Source organism: Bacillus sp. P14.5 (assembly GCF_003316765.1).
Taxonomy (GTDB): domain Bacteria; phylum Bacillota; class Bacilli; order Bacillales; family Bacillaceae_B; genus Rossellomorea.
On record NZ_NIJF01000060.1, the window covers coordinates 170,499 to 193,304 of the forward strand.

23 protein-coding genes and 5 pseudogenes are annotated in these 22,806 nt (G+C 39.1%); 10 read left to right on the forward strand and 18 right to left on the reverse strand.

Going from position 1 to position 22,806, the window contains the following annotated elements:
- Positions 1 to 5: 5 nt before the first annotated feature.
- From B9Z54_RS08275 to B9Z54_RS08290, 4 genes are all read right to left on the reverse strand, one after another.
- Entirely contained in the window at positions 6 to 431 is a 426-nt protein-coding gene (locus B9Z54_RS08275) for a hypothetical protein (protein ID WP_113927946.1), read from the reverse strand.
- A 2-nt stretch (positions 432 to 433) separates the two neighbouring features.
- A complete protein-coding gene (locus B9Z54_RS08280; protein WP_113927947.1) occupies positions 434 to 637 on the reverse strand; it encodes a helix-turn-helix transcriptional regulator in 204 nt (67 codons plus the stop codon).
- Between the two features lie 723 nt (positions 638 to 1,360).
- Positions 1,361 to 2,266 (reverse strand): TGS domain-containing protein, encoded by a 906-nt coding sequence (locus tag B9Z54_RS08285; protein WP_162785136.1) that lies wholly within the window; start codon positions 2,264 to 2,266, stop codon positions 1,361 to 1,363.
- A 137-nt stretch (positions 2,267 to 2,403) separates the two neighbouring features.
- Positions 2,404 to 3,663 (reverse strand): MDR family MFS transporter, encoded by a 1,260-nt coding sequence (locus B9Z54_RS08290; protein WP_113927949.1) that lies wholly within the window; start codon positions 3,661 to 3,663, stop codon positions 2,404 to 2,406.
- 99 nt (positions 3,664 to 3,762) lie between these two features.
- On the opposite strand from B9Z54_RS08290, the gene B9Z54_RS08295 reads away from it, so the two are divergent.
- A complete protein-coding gene (locus tag B9Z54_RS08295) occupies positions 3,763 to 5,409 on the forward strand; it encodes an ABC transporter substrate-binding protein (RefSeq protein WP_113927950.1) in 1,647 nt (548 codons plus the stop codon).
- A 234-nt stretch (positions 5,410 to 5,643) separates the two neighbouring features.
- On the opposite strand, the gene B9Z54_RS08300 is transcribed toward B9Z54_RS08295, so the two are convergent.
- From B9Z54_RS08300 to B9Z54_RS08315, 4 genes are all read right to left on the reverse strand, one after another.
- The gene (locus B9Z54_RS08300; RefSeq protein WP_113927951.1) at positions 5,644 to 5,841 is read right to left on the reverse strand and encodes a hypothetical protein; all 198 of its coding nucleotides are present in this window, start codon (positions 5,839 to 5,841) and stop codon (positions 5,644 to 5,646) included.
- A 75-nt stretch (positions 5,842 to 5,916) separates the two neighbouring features.
- Positions 5,917 to 6,963 carry a DUF2268 domain-containing putative Zn-dependent protease gene (locus tag B9Z54_RS08305; RefSeq protein ID WP_113927952.1) on the reverse strand — a complete coding sequence of 349 codons (1,047 nt, stop codon included), beginning with the start codon at positions 6,961 to 6,963 and terminating at the stop codon, positions 5,917 to 5,919.
- Positions 6,964 to 7,673: 710 nt separating this feature from the next.
- The gene (locus B9Z54_RS08310; protein WP_113927953.1) at positions 7,674 to 8,180 is read right to left on the reverse strand and encodes a DUF1648 domain-containing protein; all 507 of its coding nucleotides are present in this window, start codon (positions 8,178 to 8,180) and stop codon (positions 7,674 to 7,676) included.
- Positions 8,181 to 8,416: 236 nt separating this feature from the next.
- Positions 8,417 to 9,511: a citrate synthase/methylcitrate synthase gene (locus tag B9Z54_RS08315; protein WP_113927954.1), complete on the reverse strand. Its 1,095-nt coding sequence runs from the start codon at positions 9,509 to 9,511 to the stop codon at positions 8,417 to 8,419.
- Between the two features lie 112 nt (positions 9,512 to 9,623).
- Here B9Z54_RS08315 and B9Z54_RS08320 point away from each other — a divergent pair, with 112 nt between their 5' ends.
- Entirely contained in the window at positions 9,624 to 10,502 is an 879-nt protein-coding gene (locus tag B9Z54_RS08320; RefSeq protein WP_113927955.1) for a LysR family transcriptional regulator, read from the forward strand.
- Between the two features lie 371 nt (positions 10,503 to 10,873).
- On the opposite strand, the gene B9Z54_RS08330 is transcribed toward B9Z54_RS08320, so the two are convergent.
- The gene (locus B9Z54_RS08330; RefSeq protein ID WP_113927957.1) at positions 10,874 to 11,206 is read right to left on the reverse strand and encodes a hypothetical protein; all 333 of its coding nucleotides are present in this window, start codon (positions 11,204 to 11,206) and stop codon (positions 10,874 to 10,876) included.
- Between the two features lie 192 nt (positions 11,207 to 11,398).
- Complete coding sequence (locus B9Z54_RS08335) at positions 11,399 to 11,833, reverse strand: cell wall hydrolase (protein ID WP_113927958.1); 435 nt, start codon at positions 11,831 to 11,833, stop codon at positions 11,399 to 11,401.
- A 467-nt stretch (positions 11,834 to 12,300) separates the two neighbouring features.
- Between B9Z54_RS08335 and tnpA the strand changes: the two genes are divergently transcribed.
- The 4 genes and pseudogenes from tnpA to B9Z54_RS08355 all read left to right on the forward strand — a co-directional run bounded on the left by tnpA (position 12,301) and on the right by B9Z54_RS08355 (position 14,741).
- Positions 12,301 to 12,699 (forward strand): IS200/IS605 family transposase, encoded by a 399-nt coding sequence (tnpA, locus tag B9Z54_RS08340; protein WP_113927959.1) that lies wholly within the window; start codon positions 12,301 to 12,303, stop codon positions 12,697 to 12,699.
- Between the two features lie 11 nt (positions 12,700 to 12,710).
- Positions 12,711 to 13,823, forward strand: a complete 1,113-nt coding sequence (locus tag B9Z54_RS08345; RefSeq protein ID WP_113927960.1) for an RNA-guided endonuclease TnpB family protein — start codon at positions 12,711 to 12,713, stop codon at positions 13,821 to 13,823.
- 123 nt (positions 13,824 to 13,946) lie between these two features.
- Positions 13,947 to 14,237, forward strand: a pseudogene (locus B9Z54_RS25585) (DUF6434 domain-containing protein); the annotation flags it as partial.
- Positions 14,238 to 14,540: 303 nt separating this feature from the next.
- Positions 14,541 to 14,741, forward strand: coding sequence for a hypothetical protein (locus B9Z54_RS08355; RefSeq protein ID WP_113927961.1), 201 nt, complete (start codon positions 14,541 to 14,543; stop codon positions 14,739 to 14,741).
- Positions 14,742 to 14,889: 148 nt separating this feature from the next.
- On the opposite strand, the pseudogene B9Z54_RS08360 reads toward B9Z54_RS08355, so the two are convergent.
- Together B9Z54_RS08360 and B9Z54_RS08365 are read right to left on the reverse strand one after the other, a co-directional pair.
- Positions 14,890 to 15,575: pseudogene (locus B9Z54_RS08360) on the reverse strand (polysaccharide deacetylase family protein).
- A 312-nt stretch (positions 15,576 to 15,887) separates the two neighbouring features.
- Positions 15,888 to 16,397 carry a hypothetical protein gene (locus B9Z54_RS08365; protein ID WP_113927962.1) on the reverse strand — a complete coding sequence of 170 codons (510 nt, stop codon included), beginning with the start codon at positions 16,395 to 16,397 and terminating at the stop codon, positions 15,888 to 15,890.
- Positions 16,398 to 16,674: 277 nt separating this feature from the next.
- Here B9Z54_RS08365 and B9Z54_RS08370 point away from each other — a divergent pair, with 277 nt between their 5' ends.
- Positions 16,675 to 16,923 carry a YueH family protein gene (locus B9Z54_RS08370; protein ID WP_113927963.1) on the forward strand — a complete coding sequence of 83 codons (249 nt, stop codon included), beginning with the start codon at positions 16,675 to 16,677 and terminating at the stop codon, positions 16,921 to 16,923.
- Positions 16,924 to 16,945: 22 nt separating this feature from the next.
- On the opposite strand, the gene B9Z54_RS08375 is transcribed toward B9Z54_RS08370, so the two are convergent.
- Positions 16,946 to 17,350 (reverse strand): DUF5316 domain-containing protein, encoded by a 405-nt coding sequence (locus B9Z54_RS08375; RefSeq protein ID WP_113927964.1) that lies wholly within the window; start codon positions 17,348 to 17,350, stop codon positions 16,946 to 16,948.
- A 159-nt stretch (positions 17,351 to 17,509) separates the two neighbouring features.
- Between B9Z54_RS08375 and B9Z54_RS08380 the strand changes: the two are divergent.
- Positions 17,510 to 18,507: pseudogene (locus B9Z54_RS08380) on the forward strand (DUF3231 family protein).
- Between the two features lie 604 nt (positions 18,508 to 19,111).
- Here the strand turns inward: B9Z54_RS08380 and B9Z54_RS08385 are convergent.
- Positions 19,112 to 19,453, reverse strand: a pseudogene (locus tag B9Z54_RS08385) (redoxin domain-containing protein); the annotation flags it as partial.
- A gap of 150 nt (positions 19,454 to 19,603) precedes the next feature.
- Positions 19,604 to 19,912 carry a hypothetical protein gene (locus tag B9Z54_RS08390; protein WP_113927966.1) on the reverse strand — a complete coding sequence of 103 codons (309 nt, stop codon included), beginning with the start codon at positions 19,910 to 19,912 and terminating at the stop codon, positions 19,604 to 19,606.
- 164 nt (positions 19,913 to 20,076) lie between these two features.
- Between B9Z54_RS08390 and B9Z54_RS08395 the strand changes: the two are divergent.
- Positions 20,077 to 20,666: pseudogene (locus B9Z54_RS08395) on the forward strand (HAD-IA family hydrolase).
- Positions 20,667 to 20,731: 65 nt separating this feature from the next.
- On the opposite strand, the gene B9Z54_RS24755 reads toward B9Z54_RS08395, so the two are convergent.
- Positions 20,732 to 20,908 (reverse strand): hypothetical protein, encoded by a 177-nt coding sequence (locus B9Z54_RS24755; protein ID WP_162785137.1) that lies wholly within the window; start codon positions 20,906 to 20,908, stop codon positions 20,732 to 20,734.
- A gap of 198 nt (positions 20,909 to 21,106) precedes the next feature.
- On the opposite strand from B9Z54_RS24755, the gene B9Z54_RS08400 reads away from it, so the two are divergent.
- Positions 21,107 to 21,847, forward strand: a complete 741-nt coding sequence (locus B9Z54_RS08400; RefSeq protein WP_113928127.1) for a phosphotransferase family protein — start codon at positions 21,107 to 21,109, stop codon at positions 21,845 to 21,847.
- Here B9Z54_RS08400 and B9Z54_RS08405 read toward each other — a convergent pair.
- Both B9Z54_RS08405 and B9Z54_RS08410 read right to left on the reverse strand, forming a co-directional pair.
- Positions 21,811 to 22,521 carry a TlpA disulfide reductase family protein gene (locus B9Z54_RS08405; RefSeq protein ID WP_113927967.1) on the reverse strand — a complete coding sequence of 237 codons (711 nt, stop codon included), beginning with the start codon at positions 22,519 to 22,521 and terminating at the stop codon, positions 21,811 to 21,813. The two genes, B9Z54_RS08400 and B9Z54_RS08405, sit on opposite strands and share 37 nt — an antisense overlap.
- A gap of 15 nt (positions 22,522 to 22,536) precedes the next feature.
- The gene (locus B9Z54_RS08410) at positions 22,537 to 22,650 is read right to left on the reverse strand and encodes a redoxin domain-containing protein (protein WP_113927968.1); all 114 of its coding nucleotides are present in this window, start codon (positions 22,648 to 22,650) and stop codon (positions 22,537 to 22,539) included.
- Between the last annotated feature and the right edge of the window lie 156 nt (positions 22,651 to 22,806).

Genomic DNA, 22,806 nt, shown 5'->3' on the forward strand with positions numbered 1-22,806 from the left:
CTTCCTTATTGGAATTTCTTCATCTGCAGCCAATAAATCAAGTACTGAACGATACCCATAACAGCAAGTAGAATAATAGAAAAGTAAGGTACATGGTTGAAATAGGCTGTTAAAGCGATACCAAAGGGAATGGCGAAAGCATAAAAAATATAAACCTTTCTTGTCGCTTTGAAAGTCAGCCACTGCATTCCTTCATCCTCTTCCCTGAGCTCCATCGGGATCACACTCGGCTTGATTTTATCCTCAGGGTTCCTTCTATTGTAGAAAGGGATAATTGCTATGATGATCAGAATTGGGACTCCCAATACCATTGGGTCGATAATCAACCAGGATGGGATATCAGCTGCATAATGTTCTCCAATCATAATGAGGCCAAAGCAAAAGATTAATAAACAATTAAATAAGGGTGACTGATACGTTCTCTTTAACAAAACTATCTCTCTCCTTCTAAACGAAAAATTTCCTCTACCGGTACGTCAAACACATGGGCAATCTTCAGTGCAAGAGTGATGGAAGGGGCATAATCTCCTTTTTCAATAAGCCCTATGGTTTGTCTCGTGACCCCAATACTATCTGCCAGATCTTGTTGAGTCAGACGGAACCTTGCACGTAATTCGCGTACAGAATTATTCAGCATTTCCAAATATCTCCTTTGGTATTTATATCCTTAATGTAAGGTATCCTTTGCATTTTGTATAGGATTATTGTCTTTGTTCATAGTTTAGTAACCAATAATTGTCTAATTTGTTAAATTGCTGCTTTTCTATTGACAATGAGAATATTGGTAACAGTGGCTTTTACTATAAAAATAAGGCTCTATTGCATAGTACTGTTGTTTTTAAAGAGTATGTGGACTTCCGTTCCAGTCGTTCGACTCCGCGGGGCGGGCGGTGAGCCTCCTCAGCTTCGCCTCCGGGGTCTCACCTGTCCCGCTGCTCCCGCAGGAGGTCGCACGCCTTCCACTGCAGTCAACATTTGCTTTGGAACTGAAAATCCTTTATAAACTTGACGTATCAACTATTCTAATCAATGTGATTATAGAATCCCTTTAAAATATAGGAGCAACAAGTTTGATTAACCAGCATTTTTAAGCTGGCACTTGAGTCCAATAAATCTTATATAAGCAAAATTAACTAACAGAGTACTAAAAAAAAATACAAAAAAAACCAGAAATCGACTTTAGCTCGTCAATCTTTGGTTAATTAATGTATTTTCATGAAAGAACCATTAATTTTTTAAAATCGAAGTAATTCTCTTTTGATAATTACTTTCTTATATTTTTTTTATATACAGTTGGTCGCTGCCGTCCGAACTAATTGTAATGGATCAAAACTAAGAATCTCTTATTAACAAGTATCAACTACCTATCCTTCCACTTTATTTCCTTGGCAGCTTTTGCCGTAAGAGTGAAATTTAGCCAGTCTTCTCTTACTGTCTCGTATTCTTCCACTATTATTTCAATAATTTCATTTTCCTTCAGTCTTGTATGAAGAGGCTTCTTTACTCCGTTAATAAATACACTCGACATTCTTGCAGCCAAAACAGGGTCTTGATAAAAAGCGAAATCAAAGACCGTGGAACCATCTGGTAAAGACACACTATCCATTTTAGGAGTGTGGACGGTTATATCTTTTTGCAATAATTCTGTGGCAATCAAGTCATAGAATTGTATTGGATTCGTTGATATTGTTTTAATTGTGCCGATGGAGTTCCTAAGAATTTCTGAACTGAATGCTTCAAGTTGAACAGGAGACAAACTTTGTATGGATTTTACTATATTTTGGTCTCTTGTTCCCTTACTATAAATTTTAAAAGTAACCTCATGGCCATTCACCAGGACAGTGGTTTGAAGATGTTTATTAAATTTATTTTTAGAAACGGCGATTTCATCACTGAACCTGTCTGTTGAAGGCTTAAATATAGTATGAATTACGCCTAATAACATATAACAATTTGGCGTTGTATCCGTAATGACGTTAATGCTGAAAATGTCCGAGAGAGGGCTTCCTTCTTGAAGCATAGAATAAGAAGAATAAATCGGTACGGTGTTCATGAATATCTCCATTTGAAACCATTCGGAGCAGTTATCATTAATTTCACGGGAGCAATGACCGTAAACGCGGGCAAACATGATTTCGTATTCTGCTTTTAATTCTTTTACGCGGTTGTACCTCTGAGGGTTAAGGTAATGGAATGCCAGGTCCTCCAGTTCAGCCTGGATTTTGTATAGTCCCAGCCTTGCAGCCAGCCTAGAGTAAAAAAGCAAGGTCTCATTGGCATAAGGCACCCTCTTTTCAACCTTTTTGACTCCAATTATTCCAAAAATTCCAAGTTACCGCAATGAGATTTCGAATAAAACCTAAAAAACACAACCCGAAAAGGATTGTGTTTTTATGATATTTTTTATTTGGCAGCCCGGACACCTTCCCCAATGACCTTTCCCAGTTTCCAATTCCGTGCAAACAGCCCTGTGTAAATTAAAACTATCCCAAACATGATGATGACACCAATATACACAGACATCATCGTCGGCATCAGGAACGCCCCGATGATAATCGTGGACCTGGCAATCAGATCAGCACCGCTAAAAGATAAATTTGAAAACGCAGAGTAGGAACCCCTCTTATCGTCCGGAATCATATTGGCCTGCTCGGCATTGCGGATCGGGGAGTAAATCAATTCACCCAGGGTCGCAATGAGATTGAAGGCGATAAGCATGTACCAGGTGTTTGCTGATGTAACGGTCACATATCCGATTCCATATAGAATAAGTCCTATAAGCAAGGCATTTTTCTTATTAAACTTGTCAGTGAAGCGGTTCACGATGAACGTAAAGCATACGACCAGTAGCATGTTCTCGATATTCAAGATGCTCAGCATTCTGACACCGGCTATCTCAAAGCTGCCAATATTCACAGCATTAAACGTCTCGGCAAGCCGGATGCCGATATAGCTGTTCAAGGAAAACTCCGCTGCAAAAATGAATGTGGATCCGGCGACCACTTTTACAAAGGCAGAATCCTTAAAGGCTATTCGGTAATTGTTTATCAGATCGATGAACACATTCTGATGCTGCTTTTTCAGCTGATCCACAAATTGATCCTGCAGCCATATACCGTAAGCAATAGGGATGGTGGTTGACGTGAATGTCAGCATCATAAAGAGTTCTATCTGGTGATTCAAATATAGAAGTCCGCCAAGCGCAGCGCCGATTGCCATGGAAAGGTTAATCAGCCAGTAGTCCAAAGCATAGACCGCTTTCCTGTTTTCAGGAGTGGTCGAATCTATTATAATGGCATGCATCGCCGGACGCCCGAGGCTGCTTGTAATGATAAAACCTATGTACGCTATGGCAAACAGTACGATGAATTTATCATCCGGAAACAAACTGATTGTCATGACGAGGAAAAATAGCGCATTCAGCCATGAAGTGGCAAGCAGGACTCTCTTTCTCGGAAACCGGTCAGAGATATATCCTCCCACCAAGTTTATGAGAAACCCGACCACTACCGTAATGATCAAGAATGCGCCTGCCCATACCTTTCCTAATTCCCCAGCAAAAAATAGTGCCATGAACGGCATGACCGCTGAGGAAACAGCTCTGTTGAAAAATGATGTAATCATCCGCACTTTAATATTTCTAGGTAGTTCCTTCCATTTCATGTTGTTCCCCTCCCCTTGTATACTGTATATTAAACTAGACTACTAGTTTTAAAAATAGACAGTTTAATAAACGATGTCCCCTTTTAGGAGGAAGAAAAAATGGATGATAAATTACTCACTCTCTGGAGACATTTTCCGAGTGGAGATATCAAGACCGATGAAATCTCTGAAACCCTTCAACTCAGCGCAAAACAGTCAGCCCGTTATCTGAAAAGGTGGACTGAAGAAGGCTGGCTCGCTTTTACACCTGGCCGAGGCAGGGGAAAAGTCTCTAATCTTCAATGGATAAAAAATGTAGAAGAAATTTATGAAGCTAAAGCGCTGAAACGAATTGAGCAGGATCCAGTTGAACGGAGCAGCCGGTACTTGATGTATGACTGGTCGACCGACAGTAAAATGCGTCTGATGAATAAATTCCAGACAAAGCTGGGATTCGTGCAAGAATCTCAGGACAAATTAATTGTCCCCAAACGATATCCCTTCTTCTCGTCTCATCCTCTTGAAGCAGCGGACGTAATGAGCGCCCATTTAGTAGCGAGCGTCTTTAATAGACTGGTCTCGTTAACAGAAGATGGCGAAGTACTCCCGGAGCTTGCTCATAGCTGGGATGCTTCACCTTCCATGCTGCGGCTCTATTTGAAAAAGGATATTAAATTTCATGACGGTTCCATTTTTACAGCGAAGGACGCAGCGGAATGTCTTGATAAGCTCCGTCATCACCATCGATACAAGGAAATTTGGGAGCCTGTAGAAAGAATCGATGTAAAAACTCCGCTTATTCTGGATATTCATCATCCGGGCGGCTTCAGCTATATCCTTCCCCTTCTTAGCATGATGTGTGCCAGCGTATATAGAGAAACACGAGAAGGAATCTTGGGAACAGGCTGCTTTAAATTAGAAGAAAATAGACCCGAAAAGACTACTCTTGCGGCATTTAAAGAGTACTTTCAAGAAAGGCCGCTTCTTGATAAGGTAGAGTTCATTCAAGTTCCGCACGAATTCCGGGGAATCTATCACTCACCTGTGGAGCACCAGCAATCTGCTTCCTTTGAAGTGGAAAGCGATTCAGGATTCGGTATTGTAGTGATGAACACCTGCCGCCAAAGCGATATTAGAAAGATGGAAGTTCGTCAATACCTGCATTGGATCATCTATAAAAACATAGACACCATTGTGGAATGCAGTCCAAGGCTCTCCCCGAACAACAAAAGTGTGATGGCTGGGAAAAATCATAAAATTACTCCTAGGGAGGTCGAGCGTCCTGATTTTACTGAACCGATTGTCATCCGGGGAGTCAATTACACGGCTGAAACAACTCGGTGGCTTGCCGATATTTTTCAAAAAGAAAATATTCCTGTTGAAGTTCAGTGGCACTCTTTCGCCGATACATTAAACAGAGAGCAAACCACCTTGGATGTAGACCTTTTCATCCATGGAGAGATCTTTGAATCGAACCAGGATTTCTCTTTCTATTACTTTATGAAAAATGGTTACTCGCCTCTTCACCAGATTGTCAGGGAAAATCAGGAGTTAAATCCCTTGTTGAAGAAGTACCCTCATACTCCTTTTGAAGCATGGGATACCCTTAATAGGGAGCTGGAAAAGAAGCTGATTGAACAATCCATCATGATACCCCTCTACTATGAAAAGAGGTTCATTCCCTTTTCATCGGATATCATGAATATCAAAATCAAGCACTTTGGGTATGTAGACTTTTCTAAGTTGTGGGTTCGGCCGAGGGTTTGATGGAGTGGACTTTTTGAATGGCATGATGAATTGCCGGGGCAATTTTTTTTGATATTTATTTTAGATGTCCCTCGCTTTGGCAGCGTGGGATATTATTTTGCTTTTTTCTTTTCTATTTTCCCACGCTCGGGTACACGGGGCATCATCTTGCTTAACTCTCTTTTTGATGTCCCTCGCTCGGACTGCGCGGTACATCATCTTGCCTGTTTCTCTTTTTAATGTCCCGCTCTTCGACTACGCGTTCCCTCTTTTTGAAGATTCTTTTTGATTGTTATCATCTATAAAGATAGTTAGGACAATTAACAAGATACCTAAAACTCCACCGGAGAATTCTGCTATGAAAAAGTCACCATCCCTAAGCAAGCGGATGAGAAAGCCTCCTCCAAAAATGATACTCAAAGCTGTTCCTGCCGAAAGCAATGCATATTTCATTTCGCCCCCACCTCCTTAACTCAATTATTGTTTACTCTCTATATGTGGATATTTATTATAGAAATACATCCTGCTTCAATCCTTACTGCTCTCCAACTCTTCGAATACCCCCTTGAACTCGCTGCCAAGAATAATCTCTTTAGGAACTATCCCTGTCCACTCCTCAACGGAAACTTCCGGATTGTTCTGAAGATAGCTTTGAGTGATCTGATACCCTAATCTATAATTTGTCCAATGGGTGATCCCGCTGCTTGAATTCCCGCTTAGAAATTCCATGTAGAGTTTATAGTCAAAGTCATTTCCTTCTTTCCTCAGTTTGTCAAATACCTTTTCACTGGCCTTTTCACTCAGCGGCTCAGTCCATGGCGCTGAATAATCAGGATACACAACACTTGCAAAAGCATCAGCTTTCCCTTCCATCACGAATGCCTCCATGAGAGTAGAAGCTGCCTCGGCTCTTTTTTCAGTCTGCAATGTATGGTGATACTCATGAGCAATCAAGTGTTTCAATCCTTCATCGGTAAAAGAAGGGTCGATTCTGGCCACGAAGGTATCCTGACTCAAAGCAACTCCGGCAACACCGCCCATTTTGTCGATGATAAAATATTCATCAGGGTTTACCGGAAGAATTATGATGGTTTTGTCTATACCTGGCATTTGCTCTGCTGAATCAATTACTGCTTCCTCGACCAATCGAAGAATACGGTCTTCATCATCTGCTAATTTCTGTGCATTATCCTTTAGCTTTGTGATATTCGTATTTGGAGAAAGAAAAGAATAGTAGTTATCGTAGATGTGAGCATCCGTCTCTGCTACCTGCTTCCTAAGCGGCCGGACAACCTTCTCTCTATAAACCTCCTTTTTGTCAACGGAGGCATTTTTTTCTACGGCAGCGGCATATTCCATGATATCCTCATGTAAAGAAATAACATGAAAGGTTTGGTCCCCTACAGTAATATCCGCACTTGTCCCTGATGATGATAAATTCGTGGTTGAGCTTTGTACCGATGGCTCACTTTTTTCAGTTTGAACATTCTCTTCAGTTTGTCCTTCACTATGGGAGCAGCTGGCAAGCAGCATACAAATCGCATTCGTAATAATGATCGTCCAAAATTTTTTCATCGTTTTCTCCCTTCAACTAAACTATGTAATAAATATTATTACGGTTGAATTCCCAGAAAGTTTCAAAAAAAGACATAAGTGGAAGGTTAGATGTTATATAGATGGATTGCGGCTGATTGGTATTAACTGTATGAGGAAAAGAACGGGGGTACCTGCACGTAAATTGAGCTTGCAGGCCAGTGAGATGAAGAAAACCTCTCGATATTGGCCCGTTAATCAATCTTGCAGGCCAGTGAGATGAGGAAACCCCCTCGATGTTGGCCCGTAAATTCATCTTGCGGGCCAATGAGAAGAGGAAAGCCCTCGGATGTTGGCCCGTAAATCCATCTTGCGGGCCAATGAGAAGAGGAAAGCCCTCGGATGTTGGCCCGTAAATCCATCTTGCGGAGTCAATGAGATGAAAAATTCGCTGGATGTTGGCCCATAAAGCAGTCTTGCGGGCCAATGAGATGAAGAAAACCGCTGGATGTTAGCCCGTAAATCCATCTTGCGGGCCAATGAAAAGAGGAAATCCCTTGGATGTTGGCCCGTAAATCAGTCTTGCGGGCCAATGAGATGAAGAAAATCGCTGGATGTTGGTCCTTAAATCCATCTTGCGGGCCAATGAGATGAGAAATTTTTAGGATGGCGGTCCGCACTTTAATTTTACGGGACTTTAAGATTATCCTTTACAGTGTAAGCACCAACCTAAACAATAAATTTCCGGCATCTTATTTAATCTTCCTCTGTTGAATCAAGCCAGCAACAATTGGGTAAATAGCACTCAATAGGGTCAATGGCAAAAACCATACACCCAGTCCCTCACCCCATCCTAAAGAAATAGAAACAGATTCATATAGAATTACAGCAAAAATGATCAAAGAGATATTTTTTAATCTATTCATCATTTTCCTGCTGAGCAAATAAAATTGTTTCGCATTATGCTCATTGAATCGCTGGGGATAGTTGTGAGACTCAGGGAATTTTTCAAATAACTGCATGAATATAATGAGGAACACACCCACAACCGGCAAAATGAATAGTTCCGTTTTGGATCCCCATCGGTCAATTTCCCCCAATGCATTATAATGAGCGGGTACTTTATCAGGGATGCTGCTCCAATTAAAGAGCAAAAAGATGATTGAACCTATATATATGGAATAACCCGCGATATCCCAAATCCACTCGCTTTTGGTTTTCGGAATTTTAATTTTTGGCCTCTTCGATGAAGTTAACACCAGATTTTCTCTCCTTTCTTTAACCTGTTGCCTTCCCCTCCTCACTTGGATTTACATAAGTAGTTTAAAAAGAGCTCTTTTTATAGTCTACGGATGAAATAGCGGGAGGTTTCATTATTTTCAGACAAAAAGAAGCGACCTGTATGAAATTACAGGACGCTTATCCAATCTCAATTAAAGTAAGTTCATGCTCTTCAGCATTTTTTCAAATGAAAGCACCACAAATGATTTATCCTCTAACTCCCAGTATGAACCTCCCCAACATATTCAGACTGCGGACGGAAGATGACATTATTTTCAGCCTGCTCCAAGACATGTGCTGTCCAGCCGACAATCCGGCTCGCCGTGAAGGTTGGAGTGAAAAGTTCTGCTTCCAGGTTGATGGATTTCATGATGGCCGCTGCGTAAAATTCTACGTTCGTGTAGAGAGCACGGCCCGGTTTTACTTCTTGCAGCACTTCTATGGCTGTTTCTTCAACATGCAGAGCCAGGTCGAGTGAGTTGTCAGCACCGCATGACTCCAGAAGTTTATTCCTTAGGGCGATGGCTCTGGGATCATGTGTCTTGTACACTCTGTGTCCAAACCCCATCAGCTTTTCTCCTTTTTCCAGTTTTTCTCTAATAACCATTTCGGCTCGTTCAGGTGTTCCTATCTCTTCCAACAAGTCAATGACTCCAGACGGTGCACCACCGTGAAGCGGTCCCTTCATTGTCCCAATAGCTGAAGTGATGGCAGATACCATATCAGATTCAGTGGAAGCAGTTACTCTCGCAGAAAAAGCAGAGGCGTTCATTCCATGTTCCATTGTTAGAATCATGTAAGTTTCCAGTGCAGTAACCACTGCGTTGGAAGGGGTGTCACCTGTAAGCATATATAAATAATTTGCAACATGGCCCAACTCTTTGTTCGGTTCTTTAAATGGTGTCTTGGCAATCAGGCAGTTTCTATAGGCTATGATGGTTGGGATGACAGCTGTCAGCCTGATTGCCTGGTCGGTTGATGGTTTCCAGGAGTATTGTAAAGAACCTTCAGCTGAAACAGCGGTCCTCAGAACACTCATCATATCCATGTCATGCGGAAGGCTGCTGATAACGTCCTTCATAGCAGGTGATAAATTTCTATTTTGCTTAAGCTGCCTATCCATATCTCGCAACTCATCCTTTGAAGGAAGATATCCCTTCCACAGCAGGAAAGCTCCTTCTTCAAATGAAAGTTTCTCTGCTATTTCGCGAATCTCCCTGCCGCGGTAAATCAGAATCCCTTTTTCGCCGTCTATATGGCTGATCTTCGTCTGCGCTGCGATAATTCCTTTTAATCCTTGTTGAAACATGAATACTCATCCCCTTTTTCAATGAATTACCTTTATTGTATAATGGCTGTATAATTAAGAAAATTAAATATATTTAAAGGTAATGGTTAAAAATATTAATAAGGAGGATTTCATGGAACTCAGCTGGTTAAGAACATTTATTACGGCCGCTCAATTTAATAATTTCCGGAAAGCTTCAGAACAGCTTTTTATCTCCCAGCCCTCGGTAACCGTACATATTAAGCAGTTGGAAAGAGAGCTTGGAGTATCTCTTTTCGATCGAAAAGGGAAAAGCTTAAAACTTACGGAAGCCGGAAGGTTATATTTAAACCATGCAAAGGAATTAATCAGAATTTACGAAGAAGGAATTACAGACCTGCAATCTTACAGCCAGGGGTATACCGCTAAATTGACAATTGCAATTTCTCCATTAATTGCTGATAATGTTCTGCCCTATGTTCTTAAGCAGTATCTTAAAAGACATCCAGAGGTCGAGATATCAGTCAAAATCATTGAATCACAGGAGATTGAGAAAGCTGTGCTGGAGGAAAAAGTTGATATAGGCTTATCGTGTTTGCACAGCTACCACCCGCAAATTGAAAGCACGAAGCTGTATTCAGACAAGGTCATCCTGGTGGCTCCCCATGACGGCAGGGATTTTGAATCCGCCTATCCCCTGGAGGAAGAAGAACTCCTGGAATCCAATTATTTACTCACCCATAATCATCCGGACTACTGGGACGATCTATGCACCACGGTGAAGAGGTTTTATCCTGCTGCGCGAATGATGGAAGTTTCCCAGATTCATATAACCAAACGGTTTATCGTCGAAGGACTTGGGGTTTCCTACCTCCCTTCATCTACGGTCAGAAGGGAATTGCTAGAAGGACGAATGCTGGAAATAAGGACGGATACTTTCGATTTGCCAGAGGCAAACATATACTCGATCCTCAAGTATCGTCATAAAGAACAGAAGGAGTTTCTTGAGTTTCTGTCGGGGTTCAGGTTATGAGGAAAATCTTTTAAAATATGTAAGAATAACAGAAATCTTTTCTTAGTCCATCCACTTACAGAAGAAAGATAAATGATGAAACAAGAAGGATGAGAAGGGAACCCCCGAAAACAAAAATAGCACTTCTCTTTCTTCCTCTTTGAAGTTCTTCAACACTGATGACAACAAAGAACAATCCGGATGCCATGCTGCTGTATCCAAGCAATCCAATATTTTAGGTGATTAATAAGGTCACTGACAGAATGAGGGTCAGAAGAAGAAAGAAAATTTTAAAAGAAATAATGACTAAACTGCTGCGATTTTCAGCTGAAACTTTCATAATGGTATCTCCTTTCATTCCGAAATTTTTTCTAAAAAATTTTCACAGTATATTAAAATCTACCGGTTCCTTCTCTTCGAGGGGATAGCATTTCTTTAGTTAACACTTTCCATCCATTGTTTTTCAGTTTTTCTATGTATGCTGTGCATGTTATTTCCTCCTTTTCAATGGCAAGAGGCGACAAAGAAACCCAGCACTCATCCGCATGATAATCTATCGTTACTTTCGCCACTTCATATCCATTATGAAAATCAGCATCAAACCCTGGATCGGCAATAATATCTTCTTTGCATGGTCTGATATTCGACTCGAAAGTTTTCATAAGTGTTGCCATCGGGCTTTTCTCCTTCACAGAAGAAACAAATAGTATCAGATTAATCTTCAATGACATGCTCCTCCTTCAGAGATATTTTTCTATATTTTATCATCGAACGATAAGTAATAACACCTTTCAAATAATGTAGTCTTTAGACGTCTCAATTGTTCAATCTGTGTGAATACCCTGGATAATGAAAATGAGGAACCCCCTATCACAGGAGGTTCCTTCTTTAATGGAAAGTCTATTCTATAGCTCATATCAATAAACACTGTCACACGTCCCGCCTTCTGGTTCATAATAACAATGATTTTTAAATTGACCGGCAAAAGGCTGGCCGTACCAGGTTGGCGGACAGGGTGCATAGGGATTGAAATACCATAAAGCGTATTTTGCAGGGTGCTGGCGCCAGTAATCTAAATTCTGTTTGGCCAGCCTTTTTTCTACAGACCTGGCTCTGTTATAAAAAAGATTTCCTTTTTGGACAGCCTCGAAGGAGTAATTCCCTCCCTGTACTTGGTATATTACATCATTAATGGTTCTCACATCTTTAAAGTCTAAACAATCCGCTACAGCTCGGTTAACTATGACATTTCCGACATACAGCATGCCCTGCTTTCCTTCACCTTCAGCTTCAGCCCGCATCATCCTAGCCATTAAGGCAATGTCAGAATCTCTATACTTCACTCTTGGCATATTTTTCACCTCAGAAATAGTGTATTGAAAACAGCCTGTCCTCATGTCAGAAATAACAAAATTAAGCTGGTCCTTATTGAAGAATAGAGCTTAATATAGTTACGCAGGGATCTTCTTGAGATTATTCTTCAAGAATTTGTGATCTATGTAACCTGAATATCCGTGCAGGACACAAGGGGTGTTGTATTATTCAAGACTAACTTCGTAAACTTTTTTGCTTTTGAATATGTTAATATTTTGAATAACAGGAACGTTTGTTCTATAATGAAGGTAATATGGAGGTGTGGGTTTATAATGAGACCAAATTTAACGAACTTCCGAAAGAAGTCTCCCTCTTCAAGCGTGTGAAGGGCGTAGTCCAACGGTAAGGGGGAGATGAATTTCGGTTGGGCGGTAGCCCAAAAGTTTCTGTCTTTTATCTCAATGTGGTATAATCAGTCTTATTACGTATAAGGGCTGATATAACAATGAATTTAGATAGTAATAATCATTCAGTGTTCTTGATGTATTACCATTTGGTTTTGGTTGTGAAATATAGAAGGAAAGTCATTGATGACAACATTTCAGATTATTCGAAAGAAAAGTTTGTATCCTTGGGTGAGAAATACAACATCACATTGGTCGAATGGAACCACGATATTGACCACGTTCATATTCTGTTCAAAGCCCATCCTAATACCGAACTTTCAAAGTTCATCAACGCATACAAAAGTGCCAGTTCAAGACTTATCAAAAAAGATTTTCCTTTTGTGCGAAAGAAACTATGGAAAGAAATGTTTTGGTCAAGAAGTTTTTGTTTGTTGACCACTGGTGGTTCGCCTATTGAGGTGGTTAAAAAATACATCGAAAATCAAGGGATAAAGTGAGGTGATTTGATATGGCTAAACAGAATAAAGCATACAAATTCAGAATATATCCAACAGATGAACAGTCTTTGATTATCCGTAAAACCTTTGGTTGTGTTCGCTTTGTCTACAACAAAATGTTAGCTGAACGAAAAGAAACCTATGAAAACCTAAAAGATGATAAAGAAGCATTGAAATCAACAAAACACCCCACCCCTGCCAAGTACAAAAAAGAGTATGAATGGCTAAAGGAAGTAGACTCACTAGCGTTGGCGAACGCACAATTAAATTTAGAGAAGGCATATAAAGCCTTCTTCAAAGGGAATGCCAAGTTTCCGAAATTTAAAAGCAAGCGACAGAAACAAAGCTACACAACAAATGTCGTAAACGGTAATATTAAGTTATTGGATGGTCATATCAAGTTACCTAAACTAAAAAAGGTCAAAATCAAACAACATCGTGAAATACCTTTATTTCACAAAATCAAATCTTCCACCCTTTCTATGACTGCATCAGGTAAATACTATATTTCTATTCTGACAGAGTATGAGAAGGAAATAGAAACCAAAAAAATCAAAGAAGTAGTTGGATTAGACTTTGCAATGGATGGGTTGTTTGTTGATAGTGAGGGTGAGAAAGCCAATTACCCTAAATTTTATCGACAAGTGCTTGATAAATTAGCAAAAGAACAACGAAAACTTTCTCGAAAAAAGAAAGGCTCTTCGAATTGGAACAAGCAACGCATAAGAGTTGCCAAAATCCAAGAGAAAGTCGCCAATCAACGCAAAAACTTTCTTCACCATAAATCCAATGTAATAGTGACTAATTTTGACGCTGTTGTGATTGAAGATTTGGATATGAAAGCTATGTCGCAAGCATTAAAATTCGGAAAAAGTGTTGCTGATAATGGTTGGGGAATGTTCACCTCTTTCTTACAATACAAACTAAAGGAACAAGGGAAACAACTTATCAAAATAGATAAATGGTTCCCATCCACAAAAACTTGCTCGAAATGTGGTTCGGTAAGAGAAATCAAACTATCAGAGCGTACTTTTCAATGCACTTGTGGTCTAAATCTCGATAGAGATTACAATTCAGCACTCAATATCAAAAAAGAAGGCATTCGCTTAATAGCAAGCGCCTAATAAAAAATAAACTTTTGGAACAAGAGGGTTAGCTTGGTCAATTTCGTTAGCTAATAAAAGTGGCGATTACCCAAGAAGCCCCCACTTCAAGCGACCCGTAAGGGTGGTAATTGGTGGGAGTAGTTCACGACAGTTGTCCCGAAATTTCATTTCTCCACCTACATTCAAAACTATTTTAAGAGCAATGTTGGAAAACCATATCGTGATGTTGTAAATGCTTGGGTTCAGGAAGAGAAACGAAAGAAAGATCCCTCGTACCAGAAAAACATTGCACCCCAATTTGAATACAATCAATTCATTCGTGACTTTTTCGCTGACCCGAAAAACCAAGGCAGAAGCCGTGATGAAGCGATTGCAGCGTGGAATGTAATTAAAAAACTTCCCGGGAACAACATCTATGTATCTAATAATTAGTTACTAACTTTGCAGCATCTCTATTTGCTCTGTTTTAGTTCTTCTTATATAATCCTTCTACATACTTGAACGCCTTTGAAATCTACTAGAGATTTTTTTTTTATTACCTGATACTTCTCACCCTATATCTCTTTTTCATTCACTGTTCTTACCCTTCTCAGACAAGCATGCAGCTTTTCTTTGAAACTTTCAGTAACTGAACTCGTACTTGTAAGAGGAGAATTATTAAAAAGCCTTTTGGTGCGAATGAGCTGTTTAGGTCTCTATTCAGAAAAAAGTTAGTTAGGCAGGAGGTCATAAAGCATGAATCGTAAAAAAGAAAACCCCTATGTTTATAAATGCATCGCCATTTTGACGATTGCATTAATTCCGGTTTCTGCCGGCCTAGCCCTCATTTTAGAATTGAACAGAGATGCCTTTCAATTTCTCTTAATGTTTATTGGGATGAGTGCAGTAAGCTGGAGCAGTTGGAATAAATATAAACATATTTTAAGACAGAGATAGGTTGACGCGGAAAACACGGGTAAAAGCAATATCCATAGCACAATTGTAAGATTGTACATGCACATTATAAGATAAACAAACACACACAGACATCTGTGCGTGTTTATTCAGCAACATTTCTTCATTGGTATAGTAAGTTTCTCTATTACTATTTTAAATCCTGAAGTTCATTCACTGTGACGAACTCATAGCCTTCTTCTGCCAATAGCTTAATTATTCTTTCGAGCAACTTGAGCTGTTCCCCGGATTGATCATACATAGGGTGGAGAAGAATAATCGACCCATTCTCTAGGTTTCGCTTCACATAATCTACTTTATCATCAGCAGTATCAGGTTCAATATTCCAAGTAATAGTTTCTTTTTGTTTTTATCTAAATAATAAGGTAAAGCTGCTAACTTTTTGCCATTAGGTGGGCGGAAGTCTATTTCTCCTTCGTAACCAATACTTTTGATTATATCGTCTGTTTTTTCTATTTCCTCTTTAATAAAAGAAGGCGATTTAAAAACCATTCGTTGGTGGGAATAAGTGTGATTACCAACCTGGTGACCTGCTTCTACAATCTTTATTGCTTCTTCTTGGTTCTTTTCAATTTCATTACCAATCAGGAAAAATGTTGCTTTTACATCGTACTTGTTTAACATGGCGAGAATAGAATCAACTTTTTTAGTTGGACCATCATCAAAGGTCAAGGCAACCACTTTCTGATTGGTTTCTACCATATTTGTTAGACCTCCGAATAATTGAAATGTTCTTGAATTCATCAATTTATAAGTGCCAAATAAAAAGAAAACTAACAAAATAGCTATACTGATGAATAGCATCCTCTTTTTCATACCCTTTTCATTTCCCCCTCAAGTTGCTCATAGACTGTATTCTTTTATAGTAATTTATCAGAATCCATTTGGAAACGTTTTTGTTAAGTGTTGTTATTCATTTGAGTGCTATAATTTGTGTTGAATTCATTATTAAGAGGATAAAACCAACAAGAAGGGAACAACGATTCATTGTGAATTGTGTGTTCCCGATTATTTTCATAATTTATATTTTCCCCTCCATCAACTGAACCTCTTTGTATTAGGAAGGGTTTTTCTATTCCTTGTCACTCCTTTAAACTCGGAGACATTGGCTGAAAACTTTTTACTTGCCTAAAAGTCTATCTCAAGATGGTGCTTGATTTCATCAAAAATTTCCTTTTCTGCCTTAACAGAAATTAAAGGTTTCTCTCTTAACGAATCTACTCCGTCATATGTAAACAGAATTGTACCGTCTTCTAATATGTAAAAGGAGTAGGGGATTTCCCCCGAAGTAAAGTATTCTGTTTCAAAAAAAGAGAACATATAACTATTTTGCGATTTCAACTCTGTGAAAAACTCATTGGTGCTGAGCTCTTTAATCGTTAATCCGCTGACCAGTTCTAAGGTCTCCTCTATCTTAGATTGATCAGTAATACTTTTGGTTAATGTTTCATCGGTTAGATCATTCTCCACCTTTTGTACGAAGAGCATTTCAGCAAAACTTTTATCTTCAATATCCACAACTTCTTCACCCGCAGAACAAGCCCCCATACAAAATGCAGTAAGAAGAAGAATTATTATGGAGAGAAAATTGTAGGTCTTTTTCATTTTATCCTCCCTGTTACCATCCTGTTTTTCCACAAATATTCCCTTTCTAATGAGCTGAAAAATGCCCTGACTCCAAAAAAATCTGTCCTAATAGTGAAATATTAAACTCCCATACAAATTGATTCACTGCTTTTCTTAAAAAGCGATCATTATTTACACGGTGACTGTTTTTTTATAAGTGCTTGACTCAAGTGCTGGATGGTAATTATTCTCTTGATTGAGAGCATATTTAACTGAGATTAAAAATTCTTTTTTAGAAAAGAATTTGATATACTAAACCCATACATAATTTCGAAATGAGTGATATAGAATGATAACTTCTTACGAAAAGATTAATATTTCCGGAAATAAGACAGCTGAAGTCTACCTTCACCTGACGCCTGATAAACGATTCATTGTATCCATTCCCGCAATCCATTGGTCTGCAGAATTCAATAAACATGATGATCTGAATTTTCAAGATGACCAGTTGAAAGCATCTTTAAATTTCCACTTGTTCGAAGGAAATACTGATGAATTAGTCGTGGCCATTAAAGAACTAGCTCAAAAGCATGTTTAGGATTATAAATTTTAACTGCCTGTCAGCTGCTCTCTGGAGTATGAAACGGGCATTTTTTTTTGTGAAATAGGCTTCTCCAGATTTTAAATCTGTATAAATTGATAATTTTCTTCCCTATTGTCAAACTCTTACCTGATCTCTTAAAAAACATCGTCAAAATAATCGCAGCAGCGAAGTGAGGTGCCCCCGCCAACGCAAAAGCACTCATCAACCTGGTTCTCTTCTTCCTCTCCTCTTTCGTTTCGGTGGAAGTATTCGCCCTGAATTGACTACCGCTGATGAAGGCTCCGGAAAATAGTCCTGAAATGAAAAGAGCTGCGAAACCAACACCCCCACAAATGAATGTAAGTACTTCTTCCCCAGTTAACCAACCTGCCAAGAAGAACAGGAAGGCGGATAAGAAACCTGCAAAAAAGATCCTTTTCATGTTTTTTTCTCTCCTTCAACTAAATACATACGTATCAATACTGAATAAGGATTCATAATTTTCCGCACCTTTTTGGTTCTGCAAAATATTCTTCTACTGTTTAAAGGAATCTTCAATAATTTCTAAGTTTCCGGAGAAAATAATGGGAGAGGTGATGATATGGACAAACAGGATTTAAGGCTAACTTCAGCGGAAATAGGGACCTTATGGGGAGAGTATATCAACGGAACAGCTGTAGATATTGTAAATAAGTATATGTTATCTATAATTGAAGATGACAGAATAAAATCCTTATTTGAAGAGGCTCTGCAATTGTTCAATAATCAAAAAAAGCAGATTAAATTTTTTTTGAAAAAGACGGTTTTCCTATCCCTATTGGTTTTTCTGAGTCAGATTTAAATCAGGGATCAAAACGATTATTCTCGGACATATTCTGTCTGCACTACCTGCATATTATGACGCTTCATGGGTTGATGGGACATACAACGGCTCTGAGTTCAGCTGTGCGCAGGGATTTACGTCTATTTTATGATCAATGCAATAATGATGCTAAAAAAATGTATCATCAAACAACGGAATTATTGCTCGAGTTGGGCCACTTTCAAAGGGATCCTTATTTTTACCCGGAAGACAGACCAACGTTTGTTACCGGAACAGATTTCCTTGATGGCTTCGGCGATAAACGCCCCCTGGCAGCTACAGAAATCATTGCTATATCTCTAAATCTTAAAAAGAAAATTCTAGGAAAAGCTATTTCCATTGGATTCAGCCAAGTGACTCAGTCTGCAGAGGTCAGGAATTTTATGAAATCATCACAAAAAACGTCTGATGACCAAATACAATCTCTGGGCCAAATACTACATCAAGATAATTTGCCTATTCCTATGTCATGGGAATCAGAGATCACTGAGTCTCAAGAATCTCCATTCTCAGATAAATTAATGCTTTATCACATTGGTTTCCTATTGCAAACTGCACAAGCTTATCACGGAACGGGACTTGCCTCCGCTATGAGAACAGATCTTGTCATGACCTATGAGAAAATAATCCTGAAAAATCTAACTGTAACTAAAAAATGGTTCAATTTGATGACCAAGAATAAATGGCTGGAGCAGCCACCACTTGCCCCTGATCGTAATGAGATCGCGAGGGATTAATCAGAATACTCATTGGATGATCATTAATGGTAAACGCATACTACAATAATAATATACATTGGAATTAGCTATTGAATTGTCCTTTTAAATCTAAGAATCGCTTAATCACGTAGGTTCCGCTTTTAGTAAGCCGATCATGATCACTTACATGCTTGGCGGCTAACCTGCTCCGTTACCAACTGAGAAAATAAATCGGCAGGCCCTTTGATAAAAGCGTGGAATTAACCTGGTAGGTTCGTTAATTTGGCGACTTGCACCGGATAACAGGCTGTATTCAATTTTCGGGCCGTTGAAAAGAGATCTACACAAGATAATGGTCCGTATTTTGACTTTGCGGGCCGTTGAAAAAGAGGTCTACACGAGATAATGGTCCGTATCTTGACTTTGCGGGCCGTTGAAAAAGAGATCTACACAAGATATTGGCCCGTATCTTCACTTTGCGGGCCATCGAAAAAGCAATTTGCCCGAGATAATGGCCTGCAGCTGTACTTTACAGGCCGGTGAAAAAGCAATTTGCCTTGGATAACGGCCCGTATTCACATTTTGCAGGCCGGTGTGATCACCATTCTCCTAGATAACGACAGTTGAGTCAGAATCACACAGCTCATCCCTTAGGCAGAATCTCTTTCACCCACATATCAATATCTTCTTTGGTCATTTCTCCTTGATAGATTCTTTTCACTTTTCCTTCAGGCGTAACAAAAAAAGAAGCGGGAAGATTTTTGGTGCCGTAAGCATCATATACCTCTCCTTCCTTGCCCATTACAACCGGAAGGGAAAGATGGTTGCTCTCCAAGAATTTATTTACAACATATTCCGACTCTCGAATATGATTGGTAACGAACTCAAAACCTTGATCCTTATATTGAGTAAATGCCTCCTGGATTGCAGGCATTTCCTTTTTGCAGGGGCTGCACCAGCTTCCCCAGAAGTTTATAAGCAGAGCCTTTCCTTCACTAGGAAGGTGAAATCAGGAACTTGGTCATCAACCTGAACTTTTCGGAATTCTTCTTTGTTGTATAGATTCACATACAAAGTGTAAGGTACAGCACTTAATAAAACCGAGAGTATAATAGTTCTCATCAGCATCCGCAAATTACTTTCCGGGCAGAACGCCGTTGGTTATCTTTTTCAGGGCCCTATTTAAAATAGAGATACATACAAACATCGTTGTTATGATAACAGCGAAGAAAATGATGAATCTTATAAAGCTATTTTGAACAAAACTGGCAATCCAATTACCGAAAAAATAGATACAGACAAAGGCTGCTATGGTTGCTGCTATATAAGATACAGCTACACAGAATATCTGAGTCTTAGTAAACGTCTTTAGGAGATCTCTATTTTTATTTATTTTATATATAATGGCAACAGCAAAAGCAGCTGCAACAATCCAATCAATCATGGTGAACCAACCTCCCTCGCTTTACTTTAGCATAATTTACCTTTTTTACTGTAAAAAATTAGTGTCATGGAATAATACTTACCTTACCCGTTTCTTAATAAAAAGAAGGACTCAGCCTCCAATTGGCGAATTTATTCTACTATAATACTAAAAAGGGTGATTGCATGAACATACTATGGGACTTCGATGGAACATTATTTGATACCTACCCTGCTTATACAAAAGTGCTTCATACAGTACTTGGGGATGAATATGATAAGAATGAAATTTATAAAAAGCTGAAGGTTTCCTATTCGCATGCTATGGAACACTATCAGGTATCTAATGAAAAACAGGATGAAATGACAGCATTAAGGATAGACCTCCATCCAAGCGAAATGAAGCCCTTTGATCATGTGGAGGAAATACTAAAATATGCTGACAAAAACGTCATCATGACTCACAAAGACAGAGCTGGTGTTTCAGCTATCTTGAAGCATTATGGCTGGGAGAACTATTTCGAGGATATTGTAACAATTGATGATGGATTTGCCCGAAACCGCATCCTGAATCCTATATTTACTTGCATGAGAAGCATAGAATCGACTTGGCCATTGGAGACCGCGAATTAGATTTACTGCCGGCGAAGGAACTGGGAATCCCGACCTGCCTTTTCCAAGCACACAGCGATATAGCAGACTTTCATCTAGAGGATTATTCGGAGTTTTTTACCTTGGATTTAGACTCTGTTAAAAGAATGAACCAGAAGGATTGAAGATAAGCCCATTAGAGTGCTTAATTACTTTAAGCACTCTTCCTTCTGTGCAAAATCTAAATGTATTACCGCCTTGCTTTTCTATCAGTGACCATTTCAAAGCCCCTGAACAAAAATAGCAGCACACCAAGAATCATGAAAATTAATGAAGAAAAAAATTCTGAATCAATAAATAAGTGATAAAGGGCCGCACCAAGAAACAGCAGTCCAACCAAATCCATTATCAGCCGCAGGATTTTCATCCGCTTCCCCTCCTTGTATTTAACTCTAACAGAAACGAGCTGCTATTCTATTGCGATATGTACATTAAAAATGAATTTTATCAATACTTCTATTCATTAACCTATATAGCTTTTTAGTGATTAAGCATTAAGCATTAACCATTCACTCCCATTTTCTCATAACAATATTATTTATACAGGAGGAAGAACATGACTTCAATGAACCTGGGTCCCCCAATAGCCAAGGGAAACACTGCAGATATATACCTTCACGAGAATAAGATAATTAAAATCTTTAAAGATCATCTTCCAGATACAGAATCGGCAAAGGAGGCCAGTAAGCAGAGTTTGGCCCATGCGGCTTGTCTTCCTGTCCCTGCAGTGCTTGAAGTTACTTCGGTGAACAACAAACAAGCAATCATCATGGAATTCGTTAAAGGAAGAACATTAGGCGATTTATTCTTTGAAGATAAAAGCCTGGCTGAAAAGTATCTCAGGATGTCGATTGATATCCAGCAGCAGATACATAGCATCATACCGAAATCTCTTGAATCCATGAATGATAAATTGCGCAGGCAAATAGAGTCTGCTTCTCAATTGGATGGAAGACAGAAGTCCGGTTTACTGCAAAAGTTAGAATCCATTAATTATGTAAGCAGGCTCTGCCACGGGGACTTTCACTTATTTAACTTGATTAAATCAGATGAAAAAATCCATATTATTGACTGGGTCGATTCAAGTGCCGGCGATATCCGCGCAGATGTATGCAGAACTTATCTGCTATACTCTCAATTTTACCCGGATTTGGCAGAACAGTATGTAGACCTTTACTGTCAGAAGAGTGGTTTACTAAGGTCTGAGATCTTTGAGTGGCTGCCTATTATTGCTGCTGCGAGGTTAGCTGAGAGAGTTGAAACCGAGAATCAGGAAAGGCTTTTGAAGATTGTTCTTGCGCAATAATAAAACAGAGGGGTCAACCTCTGTTTTATACTGAAATAATTTTTATTTTTACCTGGAATTGCACAGCCTTCAGGACCGCAGATCAATTCACCCTTTAATTGGGCTTCTTCAGCTTTTTCTATTTCTAATTGTTTCTTCTGCCAATCCAAATCGATAATTGGGTTGAACTTTTCGGGATGTCTTAAATACCACCGCTGCTTACGAATCAAGTAGTTGTCCTTATCAAGTGCTAAAGCGCTATCCAATTCTGTTAGCGCCTCTTCTTTCTTTCCATTGCGAGAGTATTCCATAGCAAGCTTGAACTTGGTTTGAGAAAGTTCCTTTTCAAGTTGAGTGGGACCTTCTGAAGGATTGAAATACTGGTCATCAAGCTCAACCTTCTCCACTTCTTCAAAGATCAGCTTCCTTATTCCCTCTGTATGTTCTTCATTGGACACCTGAAATCCTTGTTTGATCAAGCGGATTGTCCCTTCTTTATCTATAAAGATTCCATTGGGAACAATTTTAAATCCAAATTGGTTGGAGAAGCTATTATCCTCATCAACAACGGTCGTGAATGGCATTTCATCTGCAAATGGTCTAACTACTTCAGCACCTTTAATATCGACAGACACAGATAAAATATCAAAGCCAGCATATTTATATTTATGATAAAATTTCTGCCATCCAGGCAGTTGCTCCCTGCAGCGTCACCAGGAAGCCCACATGAAAATGAGTGTATTTTTTCCGTGGTAGTCCTTTAACGAGACCATGTTCCCATCAAGTCCGCGAAGTTGGATGTCTTTTATTTTTTGCAATAGCAATGCAAATCCTCCTTTTAAGCAAACTGTTAGTTTAAATCCATTCTTCTTCTATATTAACAAGTAGAATCCTATAATGAAATTTTTTAAATCATTAGGCTTCTCTTCATACTATTTTTCGTTTAATTTCAAAGGTAGATTTGATGAAAAGATTTCTCT

What these genes read in the sequence shown, in the direction of transcription:
- B9Z54_RS08335 (WP_113927958.1), bottom strand. Translation starts at nt 11,833, where the DNA reads ATGCCAAGAGTGAAGTATAGAGATTCTGACATTGCCTTAATGGCTAGG.
- B9Z54_RS08295 (WP_113927950.1), top strand. Translation starts at nt 3,763, where the DNA reads ATGGATGATAAATTACTCACTCTCTGGAGACATTTTCCGAGTGGAGAT.
- B9Z54_RS08300 (WP_113927951.1), bottom strand. Translation starts at nt 5,841, where the DNA reads ATGAAATATGCATTGCTTTCGGCAGGAACAGCTTTGAGTATCATTTTT.
- B9Z54_RS08315 (WP_113927954.1), bottom strand. Translation starts at nt 9,511, where the DNA reads ATGTTTCAACAAGGATTAAAAGGAATTATCGCAGCGCAGACGAAGATC.
- B9Z54_RS08320 (WP_113927955.1), top strand. Translation starts at nt 9,624, where the DNA reads ATGGAACTCAGCTGGTTAAGAACATTTATTACGGCCGCTCAATTTAAT.
- B9Z54_RS08400 (WP_113928127.1), top strand. Translation starts at nt 21,107, where the DNA reads ATGAACCTGGGTCCCCCAATAGCCAAGGGAAACACTGCAGATATATAC.
- B9Z54_RS24755 (WP_162785137.1), bottom strand. Translation starts at nt 20,908, where the DNA reads ATGAAAATCCTGCGGCTGATAATGGATTTGGTTGGACTGCTGTTTCTT.
- B9Z54_RS08375 (WP_113927964.1), bottom strand. Translation starts at nt 17,350, where the DNA reads ATGAAAAGGATCTTTTTTGCAGGTTTCTTATCCGCCTTCCTGTTCTTC.
- B9Z54_RS08280 (WP_113927947.1), bottom strand. Translation starts at nt 637, where the DNA reads ATGCTGAATAATTCTGTACGCGAATTACGTGCAAGGTTCCGTCTGACT.
- B9Z54_RS08345 (WP_113927960.1), top strand. Translation starts at nt 12,711, where the DNA reads ATGGCTAAACAGAATAAAGCATACAAATTCAGAATATATCCAACAGAT.
- tnpA (WP_113927959.1), top strand. Translation starts at nt 12,301, where the DNA reads ATGAATTTAGATAGTAATAATCATTCAGTGTTCTTGATGTATTACCAT.
- B9Z54_RS08305 (WP_113927952.1), bottom strand. Translation starts at nt 6,963, where the DNA reads ATGAAAAAATTTTGGACGATCATTATTACGAATGCGATTTGTATGCTG.
- B9Z54_RS08390 (WP_113927966.1), bottom strand. Translation starts at nt 19,912, where the DNA reads ATGATTGATTGGATTGTTGCAGCTGCTTTTGCTGTTGCCATTATATAT.
- B9Z54_RS08290 (WP_113927949.1), bottom strand. Translation starts at nt 3,663, where the DNA reads ATGAAATGGAAGGAACTACCTAGAAATATTAAAGTGCGGATGATTACA.
- B9Z54_RS08355 (WP_113927961.1), top strand. Translation starts at nt 14,541, where the DNA reads ATGAATCGTAAAAAAGAAAACCCCTATGTTTATAAATGCATCGCCATT.
- B9Z54_RS08370 (WP_113927963.1), top strand. Translation starts at nt 16,675, where the DNA reads ATGATAACTTCTTACGAAAAGATTAATATTTCCGGAAATAAGACAGCT.